The organism is Thiomicrolovo immobilis, from assembly GCF_039645955.1.
In the GTDB taxonomy this organism is placed as follows: Bacteria; Campylobacterota; Campylobacteria; order Campylobacterales; family Sulfurimonadaceae; genus Thiomicrolovo; species Thiomicrolovo diazotrophicus.
In genome coordinates this window covers 572,487-589,151 of sequence record NZ_CP147916.1, presented here as the reverse complement: position 1 = coordinate 589,151, position 16,665 = coordinate 572,487, and the positions used below count along the sequence as shown (strand labels likewise).

Annotated in this window: 21 protein-coding genes; 10 read left to right on the top strand and 11 right to left on the bottom strand. The window is 56.7% G+C overall.

All coding sequences use genetic code 11. The features are described from left to right. Positions 1-12 precede the first annotated feature (12 nt). Positions 13-1,170 (bottom strand): methionine adenosyltransferase, encoded by a 1,158-nt coding sequence (gene metK, locus WCX72_RS03035; protein ID WP_345970799.1) that lies wholly within the window; start codon positions 1,168-1,170, stop codon positions 13-15. Positions 1,171-1,579: 409 nt separating this feature from the next. Here metK and WCX72_RS03030 point away from each other — a divergent pair, with 409 nt between their 5' ends. Further along, a complete protein-coding gene (locus tag WCX72_RS03030) occupies positions 1,580-2,176 on the top strand; it encodes a peroxiredoxin (protein WP_345970798.1) in 597 nt (198 codons plus the stop codon). A 187-nt stretch (positions 2,177-2,363) separates the two neighbouring features. Here the strand turns inward: WCX72_RS03030 and WCX72_RS03025 are convergent, their stop codons facing one another. Continuing rightward, positions 2,364-3,515, bottom strand: coding sequence for a glycosyltransferase family 1 protein (locus tag WCX72_RS03025; RefSeq protein WP_345970797.1), 1,152 nt, complete (start codon positions 3,513-3,515; stop codon positions 2,364-2,366). Between the two features lie 51 nt (positions 3,516-3,566). Here WCX72_RS03025 and WCX72_RS03020 point away from each other — a divergent pair, with 51 nt between their 5' ends. Further along, on the top strand, positions 3,567-4,355 hold the full coding sequence (locus tag WCX72_RS03020) for a UDP-2,3-diacylglucosamine diphosphatase (RefSeq protein WP_231020368.1): 789 nt from the start codon (positions 3,567-3,569) through the stop codon (positions 4,353-4,355). A 3-nt stretch (positions 4,356-4,358) separates the two neighbouring features. On the opposite strand, the gene der is transcribed toward WCX72_RS03020, so the two are convergent. Further along, entirely contained in the window at positions 4,359-5,780 is a 1,422-nt protein-coding gene (gene der / locus WCX72_RS03015; protein WP_345970796.1) for a ribosome biogenesis GTPase Der, read from the bottom strand. Positions 5,781-5,926: 146 nt separating this feature from the next. On the opposite strand from der, the gene WCX72_RS03010 reads away from it, so the two are divergent. Next, the gene (locus WCX72_RS03010; RefSeq protein WP_345970795.1) at positions 5,927-6,862 is read left to right on the top strand and encodes a hypothetical protein; all 936 of its coding nucleotides are present in this window, start codon (positions 5,927-5,929) and stop codon (positions 6,860-6,862) included. Here WCX72_RS03010 and hemJ read toward each other — a convergent pair. From hemJ to raiA, 4 genes are all read right to left on the bottom strand, one after another. Next, a complete protein-coding gene (gene hemJ, locus WCX72_RS03005) occupies positions 6,859-7,293 on the bottom strand; it encodes a protoporphyrinogen oxidase HemJ (RefSeq protein WP_231020365.1) in 435 nt (144 codons plus the stop codon). The two genes, WCX72_RS03010 and hemJ, sit on opposite strands and share 4 nt — an antisense overlap. Before the next feature lie 9 nt (positions 7,294-7,302). Then, positions 7,303-7,869 carry a hypothetical protein gene (locus tag WCX72_RS03000; RefSeq protein WP_345970794.1) on the bottom strand — a complete coding sequence of 189 codons (567 nt, stop codon included), beginning with the start codon at positions 7,867-7,869 and terminating at the stop codon, positions 7,303-7,305. An 89-nt stretch (positions 7,870-7,958) separates the two neighbouring features. Beyond that, positions 7,959-8,390: a thioredoxin TrxC gene (trxC, locus tag WCX72_RS02995; RefSeq protein ID WP_345970793.1), complete on the bottom strand. Its 432-nt coding sequence runs from the start codon at positions 8,388-8,390 to the stop codon at positions 7,959-7,961. 5 nt (positions 8,391-8,395) lie between these two features. Further along, complete coding sequence (gene raiA, locus WCX72_RS02990; RefSeq protein ID WP_231020362.1) at positions 8,396-8,725, bottom strand: ribosome-associated translation inhibitor RaiA; 330 nt, start codon at positions 8,723-8,725, stop codon at positions 8,396-8,398. 141 nt (positions 8,726-8,866) lie between these two features. Here raiA and trpS point away from each other — a divergent pair, with 141 nt between their 5' ends. From trpS to WCX72_RS02975, 3 genes are all read left to right on the top strand, one after another. Next, complete coding sequence (gene trpS, locus WCX72_RS02985; RefSeq protein ID WP_345970792.1) at positions 8,867-9,832, top strand: tryptophan--tRNA ligase; 966 nt, start codon at positions 8,867-8,869, stop codon at positions 9,830-9,832. Between the two features lie 98 nt (positions 9,833-9,930). After that, positions 9,931-10,140 carry a hypothetical protein gene (locus WCX72_RS02980; RefSeq protein WP_345970791.1) on the top strand — a complete coding sequence of 70 codons (210 nt, stop codon included), beginning with the start codon at positions 9,931-9,933 and terminating at the stop codon, positions 10,138-10,140. Between the two features lie 161 nt (positions 10,141-10,301). Then, positions 10,302-10,511, top strand: coding sequence for a hypothetical protein (locus WCX72_RS02975; RefSeq protein WP_231020359.1), 210 nt, complete (start codon positions 10,302-10,304; stop codon positions 10,509-10,511). 20 nt (positions 10,512-10,531) lie between these two features. Here the strand turns inward: WCX72_RS02975 and WCX72_RS02970 are convergent, their stop codons facing one another. The 3 genes from WCX72_RS02970 to hemB form a co-directional block, all read right to left on the bottom strand. After that, the gene (locus WCX72_RS02970) at positions 10,532-11,734 is read right to left on the bottom strand and encodes a multiheme c-type cytochrome (protein ID WP_345970790.1); all 1,203 of its coding nucleotides are present in this window, start codon (positions 11,732-11,734) and stop codon (positions 10,532-10,534) included. Positions 11,735-11,815: 81 nt separating this feature from the next. After that, on the bottom strand, positions 11,816-12,736 hold the full coding sequence (gene argF, locus WCX72_RS02965) for an ornithine carbamoyltransferase (protein WP_345970789.1): 921 nt from the start codon (positions 12,734-12,736) through the stop codon (positions 11,816-11,818). Between the two features lie 69 nt (positions 12,737-12,805). Beyond that, positions 12,806-13,771: a porphobilinogen synthase gene (gene hemB, locus WCX72_RS02960; RefSeq protein ID WP_345970788.1), complete on the bottom strand. Its 966-nt coding sequence runs from the start codon at positions 13,769-13,771 to the stop codon at positions 12,806-12,808. Positions 13,772-13,833: 62 nt separating this feature from the next. Here hemB and ribA point away from each other — a divergent pair, with 62 nt between their 5' ends. Genes ribA through WCX72_RS02940 form a run of 4 tightly spaced genes read left to right on the top strand, consistent with a single transcriptional unit; the run spans position 13,834 to position 15,614 of the window. Continuing rightward, a complete protein-coding gene (gene ribA / locus WCX72_RS02955; protein WP_345970787.1) occupies positions 13,834-14,403 on the top strand; it encodes a GTP cyclohydrolase II in 570 nt (189 codons plus the stop codon). Positions 14,404-14,405: 2 nt separating this feature from the next. After that, positions 14,406-14,999 carry a 16S rRNA (guanine(527)-N(7))-methyltransferase RsmG gene (gene rsmG / locus WCX72_RS02950; protein ID WP_345970786.1) on the top strand — a complete coding sequence of 198 codons (594 nt, stop codon included), beginning with the start codon at positions 14,406-14,408 and terminating at the stop codon, positions 14,997-14,999. Beyond that, a complete protein-coding gene (locus WCX72_RS02945; protein ID WP_345970785.1) occupies positions 14,990-15,220 on the top strand; it encodes a PP0621 family protein in 231 nt (76 codons plus the stop codon). The genes rsmG and WCX72_RS02945 overlap by 10 nt, the downstream gene beginning before the upstream one ends. A gap of 1 nt (position 15,221) precedes the next feature. Continuing rightward, positions 15,222-15,614, top strand: coding sequence for a hypothetical protein (locus tag WCX72_RS02940; protein ID WP_345970784.1), 393 nt, complete (start codon positions 15,222-15,224; stop codon positions 15,612-15,614). A 15-nt stretch (positions 15,615-15,629) separates the two neighbouring features. Here the strand turns inward: WCX72_RS02940 and WCX72_RS02935 are convergent, their stop codons facing one another. Further along, positions 15,630-16,649 (bottom strand): alanine racemase, encoded by a 1,020-nt coding sequence (locus WCX72_RS02935; protein WP_345970783.1) that lies wholly within the window; start codon positions 16,647-16,649, stop codon positions 15,630-15,632. Positions 16,650-16,665: the final 16 nt, after the last annotated feature.

Below are 16,665 nucleotides of genomic sequence, written 5' to 3'. Positions count from 1 at the left end.
TCACGACGCCGGTTAGAATCCGAGATAGGCGCGAATCGCTTCGGCTTTGTCGGTCTTCTCCCAGGTAAACTCCGGAAGTTCCCGACCGAAGTGGCCGTAAGCGGCCGTTTTGCGGTAGATCGGGCGCAGCAGATCGAGGCTCTCGATGATCCCTTTCGGTGTCAGGTCGAAAAGTTCGCGGACGCACGCCTCGATCTTCTCTTCGTCCACGACGGACGTGCCGTGGGTATCGACCATGACCGAGATCGGCTCAACGACGCCGATGGCATAGGCGACCTGGATCGTTGCGCGGTCGCAGGCACCGGAAGCGACAAGGTTCTTCGCGACGTAGCGCGCCGCGTACGCTGCGGAACGGTCGACCTTGGTCGGGTCCTTCCCGCTGAACGCTCCCCCGCCGTGCGGGCAGGAGCCGCCGTAGGTATCAACGATGATCTTGCGACCGGTCAGACCGGCATCGCCCTGCGGTCCCCCGACGACGAAGGAGCCGGTCGGGTTGATATGGTAGACAATGTTCTCGCTCAGGAGTTCGGCGGGAATAACATGCTTGATCACCGTTTCGATCACATCGTTGTGAATCTGCTCCTGCGGGATGTTCTCATGGTGCTGGGTCGAGACGACAACCGTCTCGACACTGACGGGCTCACCGTCAATGTAGCGGACGCTGACCTGGGCCTTGCCGTCGGGACGCAGGTAGGGGATGATCCCCTCCTTGCGCGCTTCGGCAAGCCGTTCGGTAATGCGGTGCGCCAGGTAGATCGGCAGCGGCATCAGCACGTCGGTTTCCCGGCAGGCGTACCCGAACATCAGTCCCTGGTCGCCGGCACCGATCTCGCCGCCTTCGCGGGAAACGCCCTGGTCGATCTCCGGGGACTGCTCGCCGATGGCATTGAGCACCGCGGCGGAGCGGTGGTCGAACCCGTAGGTGGAGTCCGTGTATCCGATCTCTTTGACAACGTTGCGCACGATATCCTGCATCGGGGTATACGCATGGGTTTTCAATTCGCCGGCAATAACGCAGAATCCATTGGAAACGAGGGTTTCACAGGCAACGTGGGAACTGGGGTCTTTTGAAATAATATCGTCTAAGATCGCATCGCTGATCTGGTCGGCCATCTTGTCCGGATGTCCTTCAGTGACGGATTCGGAAGTAAAAATATACTCTTTAGACACATCTTTCCTTTATCGTAAAATCGGCACCTCAAAAACCCCCGTCATCTCGAGGAGCTTATGAGGTGCCCAGTTGATGAAAGATAGCAAAAAGCTAAAAATCATCGAAGTATAGCCAAAGGGCACTTCCAAAACCCTATACATGGATGTACACGGGTTTGCCTGTGCTGTTTTTAAGTTTTTCGTAACACGATCCGTATCGGAACGGCGCGTGTCGTACCCGATCTGCCCCAATGCATATGCGGAACCAGCAACGCTGTGCTGAAGCATTTTTAAAGCGAATGCACCTTGTCTAAACGATAATTTTTTTTAAAAGAGTATTTGAATAGAATGTGCACTGTCAACCGCACGGCTGAAACGTTCCACTGGTTTCAGCCGTGTGTTTACACCCATAAAAACAGGAGTTTCAACCATGCTCGTTACACAAAAAGCACCGGACTTTACCGCGACTACCGTTCTCGGCGACAACCAGATCGTCGACAATTTCAACCTCTACGAAAACTTCGGCGAAAAAGGGACTGTCCTCTTCTTCTACCCGCTGGACTTCACGTTTGTCTGCCCGTCAGAGATCATCGCGTTTGACCACCGCCTCCAGGAGTTCCAGGATCGCGGCATCAACGTTATCGGTGTCTCCATCGACTCTCAGTTCAGCCACTTCGCGTGGAAAAACACGCCGGTTGAAAACGGCGGTATCGGCCAGGTTCGCTACCCGCTCGTCGCTGACCTCACCAAAGAGATCTCCAAAGCTTATGACGTTCTGCTCGACGGCGGCGTCGCACTGCGCGGCTCTTTCCTGATCGACACAGACGGTACGGTCCGCCACGCTGTCATCAACGACCTCCCGCTCGGCCGTAACATCGACGAGATGCTGCGTATGGTCGACACAATGCTCTTCACGAACGAGCACGGCGAAGTCTGTCCTGCAGGCTGGAACAAGGGTGACGAAGGTATGAAAGCCGACACTGCCGGTGTTGCTGACTACCTCGCAAAACACTCCGAAGAGCTGTAATATACCAACAGTACGTCGAAGGAGCAAAAGCCCCTTCGACTGCGCTAATCCCCCGAAGGGGACTTCTTCGCTTCGCTCAGGGCGCGCATATCGAGTTTTCCTCAGCGGAAAGCTCTCGCGCCTTGCCCTCTCAGCGCTGCGAGCCTTAACCCTTAACCCTTAACCCTTAACCCTTAACCCTTAACTCTTAACGCTTGACAATTTCATCATGCGCCTGCATAAAACGCTCATAGGTCTGCGCGATGGAGCGCTCCTGCATCCGGTGCCAGCCGGCCATACCCATCTGTTGACGCAACACACTGTTCTCAATCATCGTTTTAGCTTTGCTTTGCCACTCTTCGTCATCTTCGACACTGAGGCAGTAGCCCGTTTTGCCGTGTGCCACGGTGTCGGTGACGCCGCCCTGGTCGCTGACAATGCAAGGCAGCCCGGAGGCCTGCGCCTCCATCACGACCTGCCCCAGCGTTTCGGTGACGGAGGCGAACAGCATCAGGTCCGAGGAAGCATAGAGGGCTGAGAGATCCGAACCGCCCTGAAGACCCAGCAGATGGATGTGGCCGTTGCGCCGCCGGCTTACGCTCTCGGCCAGGCTCCCCTCGCCGACGACGATCAGGGAGAGCGGCACGTCGCAGGTGTGCTGCAGTGTCTCGAAGAGGTCGACGACAAATAGGAAGTTCTTTTCGACGCTGAGCCTGCCGACGTAGAGGACCTTCAGCGTGTCGACGGGAATGTCGAAACGGGGCCAGACCGCCGGGTCCCGGTGACGGGGGGAAAAGCGTTCCGTATTGCTCCCCGGCGGCAGGAAGCGCAGTTTCCGCTCTTCCATTTTCAGCTCCCGCTCCAGTACCTCCATATAGTGCTGCGAACGGGAGAATACCCGCTGCATCCGGTGAAAGAAGAAGCGCATGAAGCGCCGCGTCACCGCTTCGGCCATCTCCAGCTTGATCTGCTTGCGGATGTAGGAGGGAAAATCCGTATGGTAGGTCCCTGCCACGGGGATGCCGCACCGCTTGGCAATCAGCATCGCACAGATTCCCAGCGGTCCCGGCGTTGAGATGTGAATGACATCCGGCGAAGCCGCCTTGACGTAGCGGTACATCTGCATCCACGGCGGGACGATGGTGAGGAACTGCTCCCGGTAAAAGGGCATTCGGACATACCAGAAGGGCCGAAGGTTGACGATGTTGCTCTCAACCTCCTCCCCGCCAAGCGGCGAAGCGCTCAATACCGAGAAACGGCCGTCCCTCTGACGGGACTGTGCGGCCATATCCTGGATGAAACGCGACACCCCGTTGGCGTCGTAGACCGTGTCGCTGATCAGTAATACTGTTGTATCCATTTCGCAATTATGGTGGAGTATGGTTTCACAAACCAAACGAAAGTGACACAAATGGATAACAGCGTCAAGCAGTACCGTTCCGTTTTTCTCTCCGACATCCACCTGGGTTCCCGCCACGCCCAGGCCGATGCCCTGCTCGATTTCTTCCGCGAGTTCGAAAGCGAACAGCTCTTCCTTGTCGGCGATATTATCGACGGCTGGGCGCTTCGCCGCCGCTGGAGCTGGCCGCAAGAGCACTCCGACGTCATCCAGAAACTGCTGCGCCGCGCCCGCAAGGGGACCAAAATTGTCTATGTCCTCGGCAACCACGACGAATTTGTCCGCTCCTTTCTCCCCCTGACGCTGGGGGACAACATCGAGGTCACCAACGAATTTCACTTTACCGCTACAGACGGCAAAGAGTACCTCGTCACCCACGGCGACTTCTTCGACAGCATCACGATGACAAAGAAGTGGCTGGCGAAGTTCGGCGACATTAGTTACGAAATGCTGCTCAAGCTCAACAAACCCATCAACCGCATCCGCAGCCTGATCGGCTACAAACGCTTCTGGTCCCTTTCAAACTTCGCCAAGCAGAGCGTCAAAAAAGCGGTGATGTTCATTGATGATTACGAGCAGGTTCTTGTGTCCGAAGCAAAACGGCGCGAATTCGACGGGGTCATCTGCGGCCACATCCATAAAGCGGAGAACCGTAACATCGAGGGAGTGCACTACCTCAACTGTGGCGACTGGGTGGAGTCGTGTACCGCTGTTGTGGAGACGATGGAGGGAGAGTGGAAACTGCTGCACTTCCATCGGCAGCAGGTCGAAGAGGAGCCGCTGTTTCTGGCGGCAGGCTGAGCCCTACTTCTCGCCCCGCTTCTTCGCTTTGAAGAGCAGCGGGGTCCCCTCGAAATTGAAAGCCTCACGCAGCTGGTTGGCGAGGAAACGGCGGTAGGTGAAGTGCAGCCCCTTGGGCTTGTTCATGATGAGCGCGATCTGCGGCGGGCGCGTTGCGTACTGCGTCGCGTAGTACAGACGGATCACCTGCCCGTGCATCGACGGGATGGGGTGTTTGCGCATGGCAAACGCCAGCGCCTCGTTGAGCCGCGACGTCGTAATACGCTGTGAGTAGTTATCGTTGATCTGGATGATCATGTCGTAAAGTTTATGGATGCGCTGCTTCGTCAATGCCGACACCGTGATGACCGGGGCGTAGTGCAGAAACTTGAAACGGTCGCGTACCTGCTGCACGATCTTGTCGTAATCGTCCCTGGGCGCCTTGTCCCATTTGTTGAGTACGATCATGCAGGCGAGACGGTTCTCATCGATGAGGCCGGCGATCTTCTCGTCGAGGTCGCGGAACGGCTCGGAGGCATCGAGCACCAGCAGAGCGAGGTTTGCGCGCTCAAGCATCGTGCGGGTACGGTAGAGTGCATAGCGTTCAATCCCCTCGATCTTGCCGCGTTTGCGGATACCGGCCGTGTCGATGAAGGTGATCGTCTTGTCGTCGCGCTCAATCGTTTCGTCGATGGGGTCTATCGTCGTCCCGGCGACGTCGCTGACGACGGAGCGCTCCTCCCCCAGCAGGGCGTTAAGCAGGGAGCTTTTGCCTACGTTGACCCGGCCGATGATCGCGACGCTGATATGGTTCGGGTCCTCGTCGCTCTCTTTCATCTCGTCATTCTCGTCGTAGATGGAGCCCTCTTCCTCGTCCTCCTCCATATACGCGTCGAGGAGATCGTCGAATTCGTCCATCATGTCCGGTTCTGCCGCCTCCAGCTCCCCTGCCTGGGGGATGTAGGGCAGCTGTTTGGCGATCCACTCGAGCAGCGGGTTGATGGAACGGTTGTGGGAGACGGAGATACCGAAGATCGTCTGGGTACCGAACTCGTAATACTCCCACACCTTCTCTTTCATCTTGTCGTTATCGATCTTGTTAACGACGAGGGCCATGCTCTTGCCCATCGCTTCGAGTTCGTGGAAGAGCTTCTTGTCCTCTTCGATCGGCAGGTTCTTGCCGTCGACCATGAACAGGATGATATCCGCCTGCTTGGCGGCCGCGATCGACTTCTCGCGCACCTTGTCAAAAAGTTCGCTTCCCTCGTCAAGGCCGCCGGTATCGAGCACTTCGACCTCCCGGTCGAGAACGGTGGCGACCCGTTTTTTGACGTCGCGCGTCGTCCCCGCCATCTCCGACGTAATGGCATCGCGTTCCTTGAGCAAACGGTTAAAAAAGGAGCTTTTGCCTACGTTCGGTCGCCCGATAATGGCCAGTTTTTTCATCAATATCCTAATTCAATTTTTGCAATTATAACGAAAAAGCGCCGATACCTCTCTTGCTTTGCGACGCGGAAGTAGCCCCAAAACGCTCAAGTATGGCATAATGATTTTTGTTGAAATCAAATACAATCTATTCAAAAGGAGTGCACGTGAAGAATCGGTCCAGTTTTCTGGCGGCCTTTACCGTCATCCTCTTGTTACTGCTGCCGTTGGCATACTTCACCGTCTCCTACCAACTCGACAACCGGAACGATGACGAGGCCCTGCTCAAACGGCTCACGTTCATCGGCGGTTCCATTCAGCGCTATATCACAAACCCGGCGGAAAACGGCGGGATAGAGACGGAAATTGATGAAGCGTTCCGCTCCTCTGAGCTGGTCTATCCCGCCTTGTTACACCCCGGCGAAGCCGAAAGAACGCTGGCAGGCAGCTACGGTACGATGAAAACATGCTGGGAAATGATCAAAACAGCATCGGACACTGCAGACGAAACGCTGAACAAGGAGGGGGAGCTCTGCTGGCTCCACGGCAATCACACGCTTTTTGACCTGCACAACGTCATGAAAGCGAAAAGCAAACGGCTGCTCAATACGCTCTTTATGCTGGGGCTCTTCGGCAGCCTGCTGATCTTCTACCTGCTCTACCTCATCTACCGGTATGTCCGTATCGACCTGGAAACCAACCAGCGTATCGACTTTCAGACCGGGCTGTACAATGCCCAGGCTTTCCTGGATGAGTGTACGGGACATGCCCTGGCCGCCCGGCGCGAACATGCCTCTTTTTCCGTTATCCTGATGGTCTTTGACAAGGAAGCCATCCACAGACGGAACCTCAAGCAGCTTGTCAAGGATCTGCACGACAGTTGCCGAAGGGAAGAGAAGCTCTTCCGTCTCTCACCCGCCGCCTTCGCGCTCCTGACTTCCCATGCCCATGCAGCGGACCTCGTCCCGCTGTCGGAGCGTCTGCAGCGCATGCTCAAAAACGATCACATGCTTGCCATACAGACGGAGGAGTACTCCCCCGAAACCGATGCGGAAGCCTTCGGGCTGGCCTGTCTTGCCGAGGCCGAAGCACTGCAGAGTTAGAAGGGCTTGATGACCACCATGATGACGATAAAGATCATCAGCAGTGTCGGAATTTCGTTGTAGGCACGGAAGAACTTGCCGCTTTTGGTGCACGTCCCCTCCGCCAGCTGCTTCTTGTAGCGCCCAAGGGTGAAATGGTAGATGATCAGCAGCAGCGCCGCCGTCAGTTTCGCATGCAGCCAGCCACCGCCCTGGAAGAGACCGGGGTTGAGCGCGATCATCGTGCCGCCGCTGAGGATCGTTGCCCACATCGCCGGCACGCCGATATAGTGGTAGATCTTGTGCTCCTGGATCTTGACGACCTCGACAAAGCCCGCATTGGCCGCATGCTCGGTGTGGTAGACAAAGAGGCGCGGCAGATAGAAAAGCATCGCCATCCAGCTGATGAGACTCATGACGTGAAAGGCCAGTATCCAGTTGTAGTATTCCATGTAGTGCTCCTAAAAGTTGTGTTCAACATACCAGAGGTTGTAATTCGATCCGCCGCGGCGCACACCGTTGATCGCCCCGTAGATACCCGATCGGTGTTTGAGAGCATACCCAATATAGGTATCATAAAGCGGTCGGGCACCGACCATGCGCCCCAGATCGAAATCGAGAGAGATATCGAGGTAGTTGAGAAAGCGTGAGTTGTGGTCGCCTTCGGCCTGCGCCTCGAGTTTCTCGACGTAGGGGATGCCCCAGGCATAAGAGGCGCCCTCCCCGAACCCGAGGCGGATCGTGCGCTCCCACGGCCGGAAATTCCAGTAGGCCTTGATATAGAGGGTCATCTCCATAAAGTCGTTCTGATAGCCGTTCTCGAAGAAACGGTTCACTCCCCCTTTAAGGTAGAAGTCCAGGGGAAGTCCCCATGTATCGCGGGAGAAGCGGTATCCGAACTCGACACCGCCCGCCGACGTATCAGCCGGGTGCTGGTTGCCCATCAAAGAGATAATTTCGCCGAGATCGCTTTCATCGGAGAAACCGTATCCGACCCGCACGGAGTAGTCGTTATCGTCCGCTGTCACATTGTCATCTGCCGTAGCCAGTGTTAAAGAGAGTAGAAGTAGAAGAAGTAGTTTCAATGTCATGCCCCGTTTCATGGGGCAGCATTATATCAGAGAAACCGCCCGACCCACTGCCGGAGCTGCTCGGCGCTGAGGGCGCCGGAAACCCGGTCGGCTTCACGCCCCCCTTTGAAGGCGATCAGCGTCGGGATGGACTGGATATGAAAGCGCGATGCCAGCCCCTGCTGCTCTTCCGTATTGACCTTTGCGAACCTGGCTTTCAGCGCAAAAGAAGTTGCGGCTTCCTCGAACGCCGGCGCCATCATCCGGCAGGGGCCGCACCACGGGGCCCAGAAGTCGACGATGACCGGGATATCGCTGTTGGCGACCTGGTTGTCGAAGGCGCTACCGTCAAGGGCAATGGGTTTCGTATCGAGAAGGGAGTGTCTGCAGTGGCCGCAGTTGGCCTTGGCATAGGTCTCTTTGACCGGGACGGCATTGACCTGCCCGCAGTGGGGGCAGACCACTTTGCGCTTTTCCATGACCCTTAGGCCTCCTGAACCTCAATGTCTTTGAGGCCCGGTCCGCGGTGGGATTTGAGTTTGTCGTGCAGACGGCGGAGGGCTTTATTCGCACGCTCGACGGCCATATCGATCGCCGCATCAAGGTCGGCGTCTTGCTGCGTAATCACAACCGGTGTATTGTGGGCGATATGGATATCGAATTCTGCTTCAACGCCGTTTTTAACTTTGCTCAGCAGTACATTGATCGTCGTAATATCGAGTCCGAATTTCATGAACTGTTCTTTGGCTTTCAGAACGTGGTCGCGGGTATTGTCCGTCAATGTAATATCTTTTGTGCGAATAGGAGTATTCATCGTAAATCCTTTTTCTTTTTGGGATAAAAAAAGTATAACAGAAGATATCTAAATTGATATCAAACATTCCGCTGCCTGTAGGGCGCTGCGCCCCTTTTCAACCTCTTACGCTATAATGCCGCGACCAAAAGAGGAGAAGCAATGAGAGTTTTTACAGGCATCCAACCCTCCGGTGACCTGCATATCGGCAACTATTTCGGCTCGATCAAAGCCATGGTCGATTCGCAGGCGGAGAACGAGGTTTTTGCCTTTATCGCCAACTATCACGCTATGACGACGGTCCAAGACGGCCGGCGCCTTTCCGAACTGACGATGCAGGCCGCCACCGACTTCCTCGCCCTGGGCATCGACCCGGAAAAATCGACCTTCTGGGTCCAGAGCGACGTCAAAGAGGTCCTTGAACTCTACTGGTTCCTCTCCTCCTTCACCCCGATGGGACTGCTCGAGCGCGCCCACAGCTACAAAGACAAGGTTGCCAAAGGGATCTCCGCCAACCACAGCCTCTTTGCGTACCCGGTACTGATGGCGGCCGACATCCTGCTCTATGACGTCGACGTCGTCCCCGTCGGCAAGGACCAGATCCAGCACGTCGAGATCGCCCGCGATATCGCCATCCGTTTCAACAACGCTTACGGCGACATCCTGAAACTGCCCGAATTCCGTGTCGACGAGAACGTTGCGACGGTCCCGGGCATCGATGGCCAGAAGATGAGCAAAAGCTACGGCAACACGATCAACATTTTCGGCGACGAGAAGGCCCAGCTCAAAACGATCAAGAAGATCGTCACCGAGGCCGTCCCGATGGAGGAGCCCAAAGAGTGGCGCGGATGCAACGTCTACAATATCGCCAAGCTCTTCCTCGAGGAGGACGAGTGCCTTGCGCTCCAGGAGCGCTACGAGCGCGGCGGCGAAGGGCATGGCCACTTCAAGCTCTACCTGGCCGAGGTGATCTGGGAGCATTTCCGCCCCTACCGCGAAAAGCGCGCCTACTACGAAGCGCACCAGGACGAGGTCCGCGACATTCTCAAAGCCGGCGCGGCCAAGGCCAGCGAAGCCGCCCGCGCGATCATCGAGAAGGTCCGCAGCGCCACCGGCGCCGCATACTGACGCTGCGCCCACCCCGGGCGACCTGACTCCAATTTTTTACTCCCCCTTAAACCATCCCCTGTAGAATGCTGCTCCTGAATTTCATTGAGGATAGAGAAATGATCACAGTTAAAATGGAAAAAGAGTGCGGCTGTTTCAAACGTTCGGACTATGAAGCGGTCAAGACCTTCGAAAACAAAGACGACGCCCTCCTGTATGCTCAGGAGCTCTGCAGCGATATGAACGAGACTTTCTGCCAGAAGCATGTTTTCCGCGTTACGGAAACGGCGGATAACGAAATGACCATCAACCTGGCGATGAACGGCTGAGCCGTTCGTCACACCGCGAAGCCGCCGGTATCGGCGGCACCGTTATCTCCCCCACTCTTCTGTCTGATCAACACCTTTTCCGGCCCTTTTATACCCCGCTGTAGAATAGCCTATGCAACCGCAGTTTTATCTCTGTAAAACACCACGATAAGGAAAGAACAATGGTTACGGTAAAGTTGGAAAAAGAGTGCGGATGCTTCAAAGATGCGAGAAACATTGATTCGGAAATGTCGTTTGATACCAAAGACGCCGCGATGATCTATGCCAAAGGATTGTGCAGAACCATCAATGAAGAGTTCTGCGGAAAACACTTCTTCCGCCCCGCCGAGACCGCGGACGACGAAGTGATGATCAAGCTCATTAACCGCTAAGCGGGCTCCACGGCCCCGCTTTAGAGCCGGATGGTCGTACGGTTGATGAACTTCTTCTCGCTCCACTGCGGTTCTTTCAGCTCAAGCAGTGAGCGGATTTCATCATTCACCAGGCGGTAGTGCAGTTCGAAGGTCACCTGTCCGGCCCCTTTGACCATCGGGACTTTGAACGTCTTCGAACCCTGTGCCGGGACGGACATATCATCTGTCGAGCTTGACGCCAGGTGCGGGATCGTCGGTTTGCCCCGTTTGTCCGTATAGTGCTGGGTCATCGAGATGCTCTTCGTTTCGATCACCTTGGAACCGCTGCGGTAGATGACGTCGAGGATCAGCTCCCGGGCGCCGAAGCCTGTCGGGATGTTGTGGGGGTTTTCATTGCTGAGCGTCACGATAAAGCTGTCGCCGCTCTTTTTCGCTTCAATCCCCAGGGCATCCTGCCAGAGCCAGTTCGTATGGGCTCCGACAAAGCCATGTTCGCGGACCATACGCTTCTTCGGTTTGCCGTTGTCGATCGGAAGGTTCGACGCGACCCCCTCTTTTTTCGGGCTCATATGGCAGTCGGCGCACTGCTTCTTCGTATCTTTGTACTCTTTTTGCGTGTTGGCAAAGACAAAGTTCTCCGTTGAACGGTCATTGGCGTGGCAGACGAAACAGAGCTGTTTTGGGTCCTTGCCGAAGAAGTCACGGTACTGTGTCTTGTGATATGGGGACTTCGCGTCCTCAATCGGACCGCTCATGATGCCGACCGGGTTCCACTTGATCCGGTGCACGCCCCGCTTGTCCGCCGGAAGGTCATGGTTGATACTGTCGACGTTGTGGCAGACGAGGCAGTTGACCCCCTCTGAGAGCGAACTGTCGCTGACCGCGGCATTGACCTCGCTCCCTTCGTCCAATCCCATCAGAACATCGATCTGGTAATTGATATCCGTCGACGTCACGGCAACGCGGGGATTATGGCAGGCGGCACACTCCACCTTCACGGCGTTGATGGGCTTGCGCGTCTTGCGGGCGTAGTACTCCATCGATTGGCGGAGATACTCGTCATGTTTATAATGTGATTTGGCGTGATAGGAACCGGACCATTCATTAACAATGGCGGCGTGGCAGGATTTACACTTGCTCGAGTCGTGGTATTGTGAATTGAGTTCGGGGGCAGCCTCCGTAGCATACAGTGAGGCGCCGATAGCGGCAAACGTCAGGAGAGTCGCGGCAAAACGTTTCATAACCTTGGTCCCTTTTTAACAGTTTAATTATGATTAAAACTATTATAGGGTGAAGGAGCATCAAAGTCAATTAAACAGATTTTAACGCGCCCGATCGAGCCAGACCATCAATCCTTTTTGGGCATGAAGGCGGTTCTCCGCCTCGTCAAAGATCACACTCTGGGGACCTTCGAGGACCCCTTCGCTCACTTCCTGCCCCCGGTAGGCCGGCAGGCAGTGCAGGAAGATCGCATCTTCCGCAGCAAGCGCCATTTTCGCTTCGTCGACGATGTAGCCGGCAAAATCGCGGACGCGCTGCTCCTTTTCGTCCTCCTGCCCCATGGAGGCCCAGGTGTCCGTCGTCACGACTGTCGCACCGGCAATAGCCTCTTTCGGGTCATTCCCGACCTTGATGACGGCACCGCTCCTCTTTGCCATCTCCAGGGCGTCCGCCAGGATCGCCGCATCGACTTCATACCCTTTCGGCGTTGCCACGCGCAGTTCGAAACCGAGCTTGGCGGCGAGCATCAGCCACGAGTGGGTCATATTGTTGCCGTCGCCGACATAGGCGACAACAGGGTTCTCCGCCTGACCGTGTTCGATCATCGTCATATAATCGGCCAGCAGCTGCACCGGGTGGTAGCTGTCGGTGAGGCCGTTGATGACGGGGACCTTGGAGAAGGAGGCGAACTCTTCGAGCATGCTCTGCTCGAAGGTGCGGATCATCACCATGTCGCACATGGAGGAGATGACGCGGGCCGTATCTTTGACCGGCTCGCCACGGCCCAGGTGAATATCGCGGTTGGAGAGGAAGAGCCCCTGTCCGCCGAGCTGGTAGATCCCGGTCTCGAAACTGACCCGGGTCCGTGTCGAACTCTTCTCGAAGATCATCGCCAGCGTCTGCTTGTCCAGATAGGGCTTGTGTTCGCGGCGTTTGCACTCGGACTTGATCTGCAGTCCGAGGTCGATGATGGAGAGGATCTCCTCTTTGGTGTAATCTCTGAGGGTTAAAAAGTGTCGCATTTTCTGCTCACGGCGTAACGGGTTTCCCCGGAATGAAAGCGCCCATTATATCGTAAAGTGCGAAAAAGGCTACAGCAGCCCCGCCACCTCTTTGGCGTGGTAGCTGATAATGATGTCCGCGCCGGCGCGTTTGAAGCCGAGCATCGTCTCCATCATGACCCGCTCGTAGTCGATCAGCCCGGCCGCTCCTGCATGTTTGAGCATGGCGTATTCGCCGCTGACGTTGTAGACCGCGAGCGGCAGGGAGGTCGCTTCGCGGATGTCGCGAATGATGTCGAGGTAGGCGAGCGCGGGTTTGACCATCAGGATATCGGCGCCCTGCATTTCGTCCGCGATGCTCTCGGCGATCGCCTCGCGGCGGTTGGCCGGGTCCATCTGGTAGGTCGCGCGGTCCCCGAAGGACGGCGTCGATTCGGCAACGTCACGGAAGGGGCCGTAGTAGCCGCTGGCGAACTTCGTCGAATAGCTCATGACCGGCAGGTTCTCGTACCCGCTGCCGTCAAGCGCCGTGCGCAGGGTCTCGATGATCCCGTCCATCATGCCCGAAGGCGCGATCATATCCGCCCCCGCTTCGGCGTGGATGATCGCCTGCTGACCGGAGATGGCGAGCGTCGCGTCGTTGTCGACGGTCTCATGTACATGGTCGATGATCCCGCAGTGGCCGTGGTCGGTGTATTCGCAGAAGCAGAGGTCCGTGACGACGAACATCTCGGGGTGGGCCCGCTTGATCGCTTTGACGGCCGTGGCGATGATGCCGTTCTCGTCCAGCGCATCGGAGCCCACGGAGTCTTTGACGTCGGGAATCCCGAAGAGGATAATGGAGTAGATCCCCAGTGCCTTTAGCGTTTCGCACTCGCGGATGGCTTCGTCGATGCTCATCTGGAAAACACCCGGCATCGAGGCAACTTCCGTCTTGATCCCTTCGCCCGAACGCACGAAAAGAGGATAGATAAAATCGTCCGCACGGACGTGGTATTCGCGCACCAGAGCACGCAGATGGGAATTGAGCCGGTTACGGCGGAAACGTTGGAACATGTTCACCCTTGACAATTTTGCTATAATCGCATTGTAACAATTCCATCGTTAAAGAACTGTTTTTGCTTCAAAATATAAAAATTTCTGATGTTGCAAACCTCCCGTCCCGTTTCGGGAAGTTTAAAGTCCAAGCCTTCAAACAGGGCCATAAAGAGCACCTGGCCATCCTGCGCGAGCCCTTCGGCGACACCCCGGTCGTGCGCGTCCACTCCGAGTGCCTCACCGGTGACGCCCTGGGCAGTCTCAAGTGCGACTGCGGCGACCAGCTCGCCTATGCCCTCAACATGATCGAAAAAGAGGGCGGCATGGTCATCTACCTGCGACAGGAGGGGCGTAACATCGGGCTACTCAACAAGATCAACGCCTATGCCCTGCAGGACAAAGGCTTCGACACCGTCGCGGCCAATCACCAGCTGGGGTTTGCGGCCGACGAACGGACCTATGAAATGGTCCAGTTTATCCTCGCGCACTACGGCATCAAGAAGATCCGCCTGCTGACCAACAACCCGCAGAAGATCAACGCCATCGAGGGGGTCGAGATCGTCGAGCGCCTGCCCATCGTCATCGACCCCAACGAGCACAACGAAAACTATCTGCAGGTCAAAAAAGAGCAGATGGGGCATCTCATTTAATCATGACGTTCGCCCAGAAGATCGCCGCCCTCCCCGACGCCCCCGCGCAGCTGCTCTCCCACCTGGAGCGCTACCGCGACCTGCTCCTGCAGTGGAACAAGGTCCATAACCTCAGCGGCTACAAAGATGCCGCGACGATCGAATACTACCTTTACGACGCCCTTTACCCCCTCACCTTTCTGCCTCCGGTAGCGACGGCGATGGATATCGGGACCGGCGCGGGGTTCCCCGGGCTGATCCTCGCTATGGCGCAGCCGCAGACCCGCTGGACCCTTGTCGAACCGCTGCAAAAACGTGCCGGGTTCCTGCAGTTCGTCAAAGCAACGCTGAACCTGGAGAACGTCACCGTTGCCAACTGCCGCGTCGAGGCGCTTCCTGATCAGCGCTTCGACCTCATCACTTCCCGGGCCGTGACCGATACCGGGATGCTCCTGAACCTCAGTGCCCCCTACCGGGACGCGGCAACAATGCTGCTCTTTTATAAGGGCGAGAACGTCTACAACGAAGTGCCCGAGGATCTGCCCTACCGCATCATCGAGACCGGGGAACGCCACTACCTTCTTATCAACCCTCCCAAGGAGACCGCATGCTCTTGAAAATCCTGCTTGTCCTCGGCGTTATCGCCGCCGTCTATTTCATCTTCTTCAAAAAAAGCACCCCGGTGACCAAGAAACCGAAGTCCGACACGGCTGCTAAAAAGAGCGACGATGACACGATGGTGCCGTGCGAAGCCTGCGGCGTCTTCGTCAGCGTCAAGGAAGCCTTTATCAAAGAGGGAAAATACTACTGTTCAAAAAGCTGCATGGAGGGCGCCTGAGATGCTGATCTTCGGCCACCCGCACCTTGCTTCTGACCCTTTCTACCACATCGACGGCCCCGAAGCGATCGCGACGACCCCTGCGGGCAGTACGGTGCTTTTCGCGTGGGGGATAGCGAACCTCGACCTTGTTTCCTACTGCAACGCGAACGACATCCCCTTCGCCCTCGAAGCCGGGTCCGTGAAAGAGGCGCTCTTCGCCGAAAACGCGGGCGCGCGCTTTATTCTTGTCGAGAGCGCCCTGGCTCCTTCGGTACAGAAGGTCGCCGAGACCTATCTTTTCGATGCGAAGGTGCTGGCCTATATTGAGGATGAGACGCAGATCGAGGCGATGGCGTTCGAGGGGATCGACGGGGTCGTGTTCGCCGAAGCGGTAATTAAAGTCACCGGGTAAACGCCCCGGTAAGCGCTATTCGATGATTTTGCGCGGCAGGCGGGGATCCAGGCCGACAAGGACCTCGTAAGAGATGGTCCCGGCCGCGTGCGCGTAGCTGCGGGCATCATTGAAGATGAGTAGCTGATCCGCCTCGCCGACAAAGCTGCAGTTGTCCATGGAGACCCGCCCCAGCATTTTTTCGCCGCCGGGTGCGCTGTAGCGGTTCGATGCCGTCCGCAGCAGCCCGTCGGCATACCCGACGTCGTAGTTGCTGACCTGCAGTTGGCGGTCGGCACTGAAACAGCCGCCGTATCCGACGCGTTCCCCCTGGTTGAGCCGCCGCTGTGAGATCTTTTCGCCCCAGAGTGAAAGGATGGGGAGCAGGTCCGGCTGCGGCAGCCCCTCGGGCATCTCCAGACAGCCGTACGCCGCGATACCGACGCGTACCATATCATCATGCCCTTCATGACTTCTAAAGGTCGCGGCGGAGTTCGCGGAGTGGAAGCGGAGCTTCGAGAAACCGTAGCGTTTGGCCAGCATCAAGGCTTCGCGTTTGACGCTTTCAAAGGTGTGCCGCTGCCAGAAATATTCACTCCCCATTTCGTCCGCGCTGCGGTGGTGGGTCATCACCCCTTCGAGCTTCAATCCGTTCTTGCTGATCTTTTCAAAAGCGTGGTGCAGCAGGTGCGGCGGGACCCCGTTGCGGTGCATCCCCGTATCGACCTTGAGCTCCACCCGGCTGCCGGGTGGAAAGCTCTTGATCTGCTCCATCGCGTTGATGGTAAAACAGTACGCGGGCATCAGCACTGCGGGCGTATCCGCGAGGACGAGGATGTAATGGAACTTGTCCCGGACCTGTTCCGCTTCGTCAATCGTGCGGACGACAGCCCGGGTGACACCGTATTTACTCGCGACCTGCGCGATCTGCTTCAATCCGTGTCCATACGCATTGTCCTTGAGGACCAGTGCGATCTTGTCACGGCTCTGGAGCTGTTTGGAGATCATATTGAGATTGTGGTGGAACGCTTTGCGGTCTAGGGTGATAAAAGCCATACGACATTATAATGTC

Bases quoted from the DNA above. Each gene is read 5' to 3' on its own strand.
- trpS (WP_345970792.1), top strand. From the start codon at position 8,867: ATGAGAGTTTTTACAGGCATCCAACCCTCCGGTGACCTGCATATCGGC.
- trxC (WP_345970793.1), bottom strand. From the start codon at position 8,390: ATGGAAAAGCGCAAAGTGGTCTGCCCCCACTGCGGGCAGGTCAATGCC.
- WCX72_RS02980 (WP_345970791.1), top strand. From the start codon at position 9,931: ATGATCACAGTTAAAATGGAAAAAGAGTGCGGCTGTTTCAAACGTTCG.
- WCX72_RS02975 (WP_231020359.1), top strand. From the start codon at position 10,302: ATGGTTACGGTAAAGTTGGAAAAAGAGTGCGGATGCTTCAAAGATGCG.
- rsmG (WP_345970786.1), top strand. From the start codon at position 14,406: ATGACGTTCGCCCAGAAGATCGCCGCCCTCCCCGACGCCCCCGCGCAG.
- der (WP_345970796.1), bottom strand. From the start codon at position 5,780: ATGAAAAAACTGGCCATTATCGGGCGACCGAACGTAGGCAAAAGCTCC.
- argF (WP_345970789.1), bottom strand. From the start codon at position 12,736: ATGCGACACTTTTTAACCCTCAGAGATTACACCAAAGAGGAGATCCTC.
- hemJ (WP_231020365.1), bottom strand. From the start codon at position 7,293: ATGGAATACTACAACTGGATACTGGCCTTTCACGTCATGAGTCTCATC.
- raiA (WP_231020362.1), bottom strand. From the start codon at position 8,725: ATGAATACTCCTATTCGCACAAAAGATATTACATTGACGGACAATACC.
- hemB (WP_345970788.1), bottom strand. From the start codon at position 13,771: ATGTTCCAACGTTTCCGCCGTAACCGGCTCAATTCCCATCTGCGTGCT.
- WCX72_RS02945 (WP_345970785.1), top strand. From the start codon at position 14,990: ATGCTCTTGAAAATCCTGCTTGTCCTCGGCGTTATCGCCGCCGTCTAT.
- WCX72_RS03030 (WP_345970798.1), top strand. From the start codon at position 1,580: ATGCTCGTTACACAAAAAGCACCGGACTTTACCGCGACTACCGTTCTC.
- WCX72_RS03020 (WP_231020368.1), top strand. From the start codon at position 3,567: ATGGATAACAGCGTCAAGCAGTACCGTTCCGTTTTTCTCTCCGACATC.
- WCX72_RS02970 (WP_345970790.1), bottom strand. From the start codon at position 11,734: ATGAAACGTTTTGCCGCGACTCTCCTGACGTTTGCCGCTATCGGCGCC.
- WCX72_RS02940 (WP_345970784.1), top strand. From the start codon at position 15,222: ATGCTGATCTTCGGCCACCCGCACCTTGCTTCTGACCCTTTCTACCAC.
- WCX72_RS02935 (WP_345970783.1), bottom strand. From the start codon at position 16,649: ATGGCTTTTATCACCCTAGACCGCAAAGCGTTCCACCACAATCTCAAT.
- WCX72_RS03025 (WP_345970797.1), bottom strand. From the start codon at position 3,515: ATGGATACAACAGTATTACTGATCAGCGACACGGTCTACGACGCCAAC.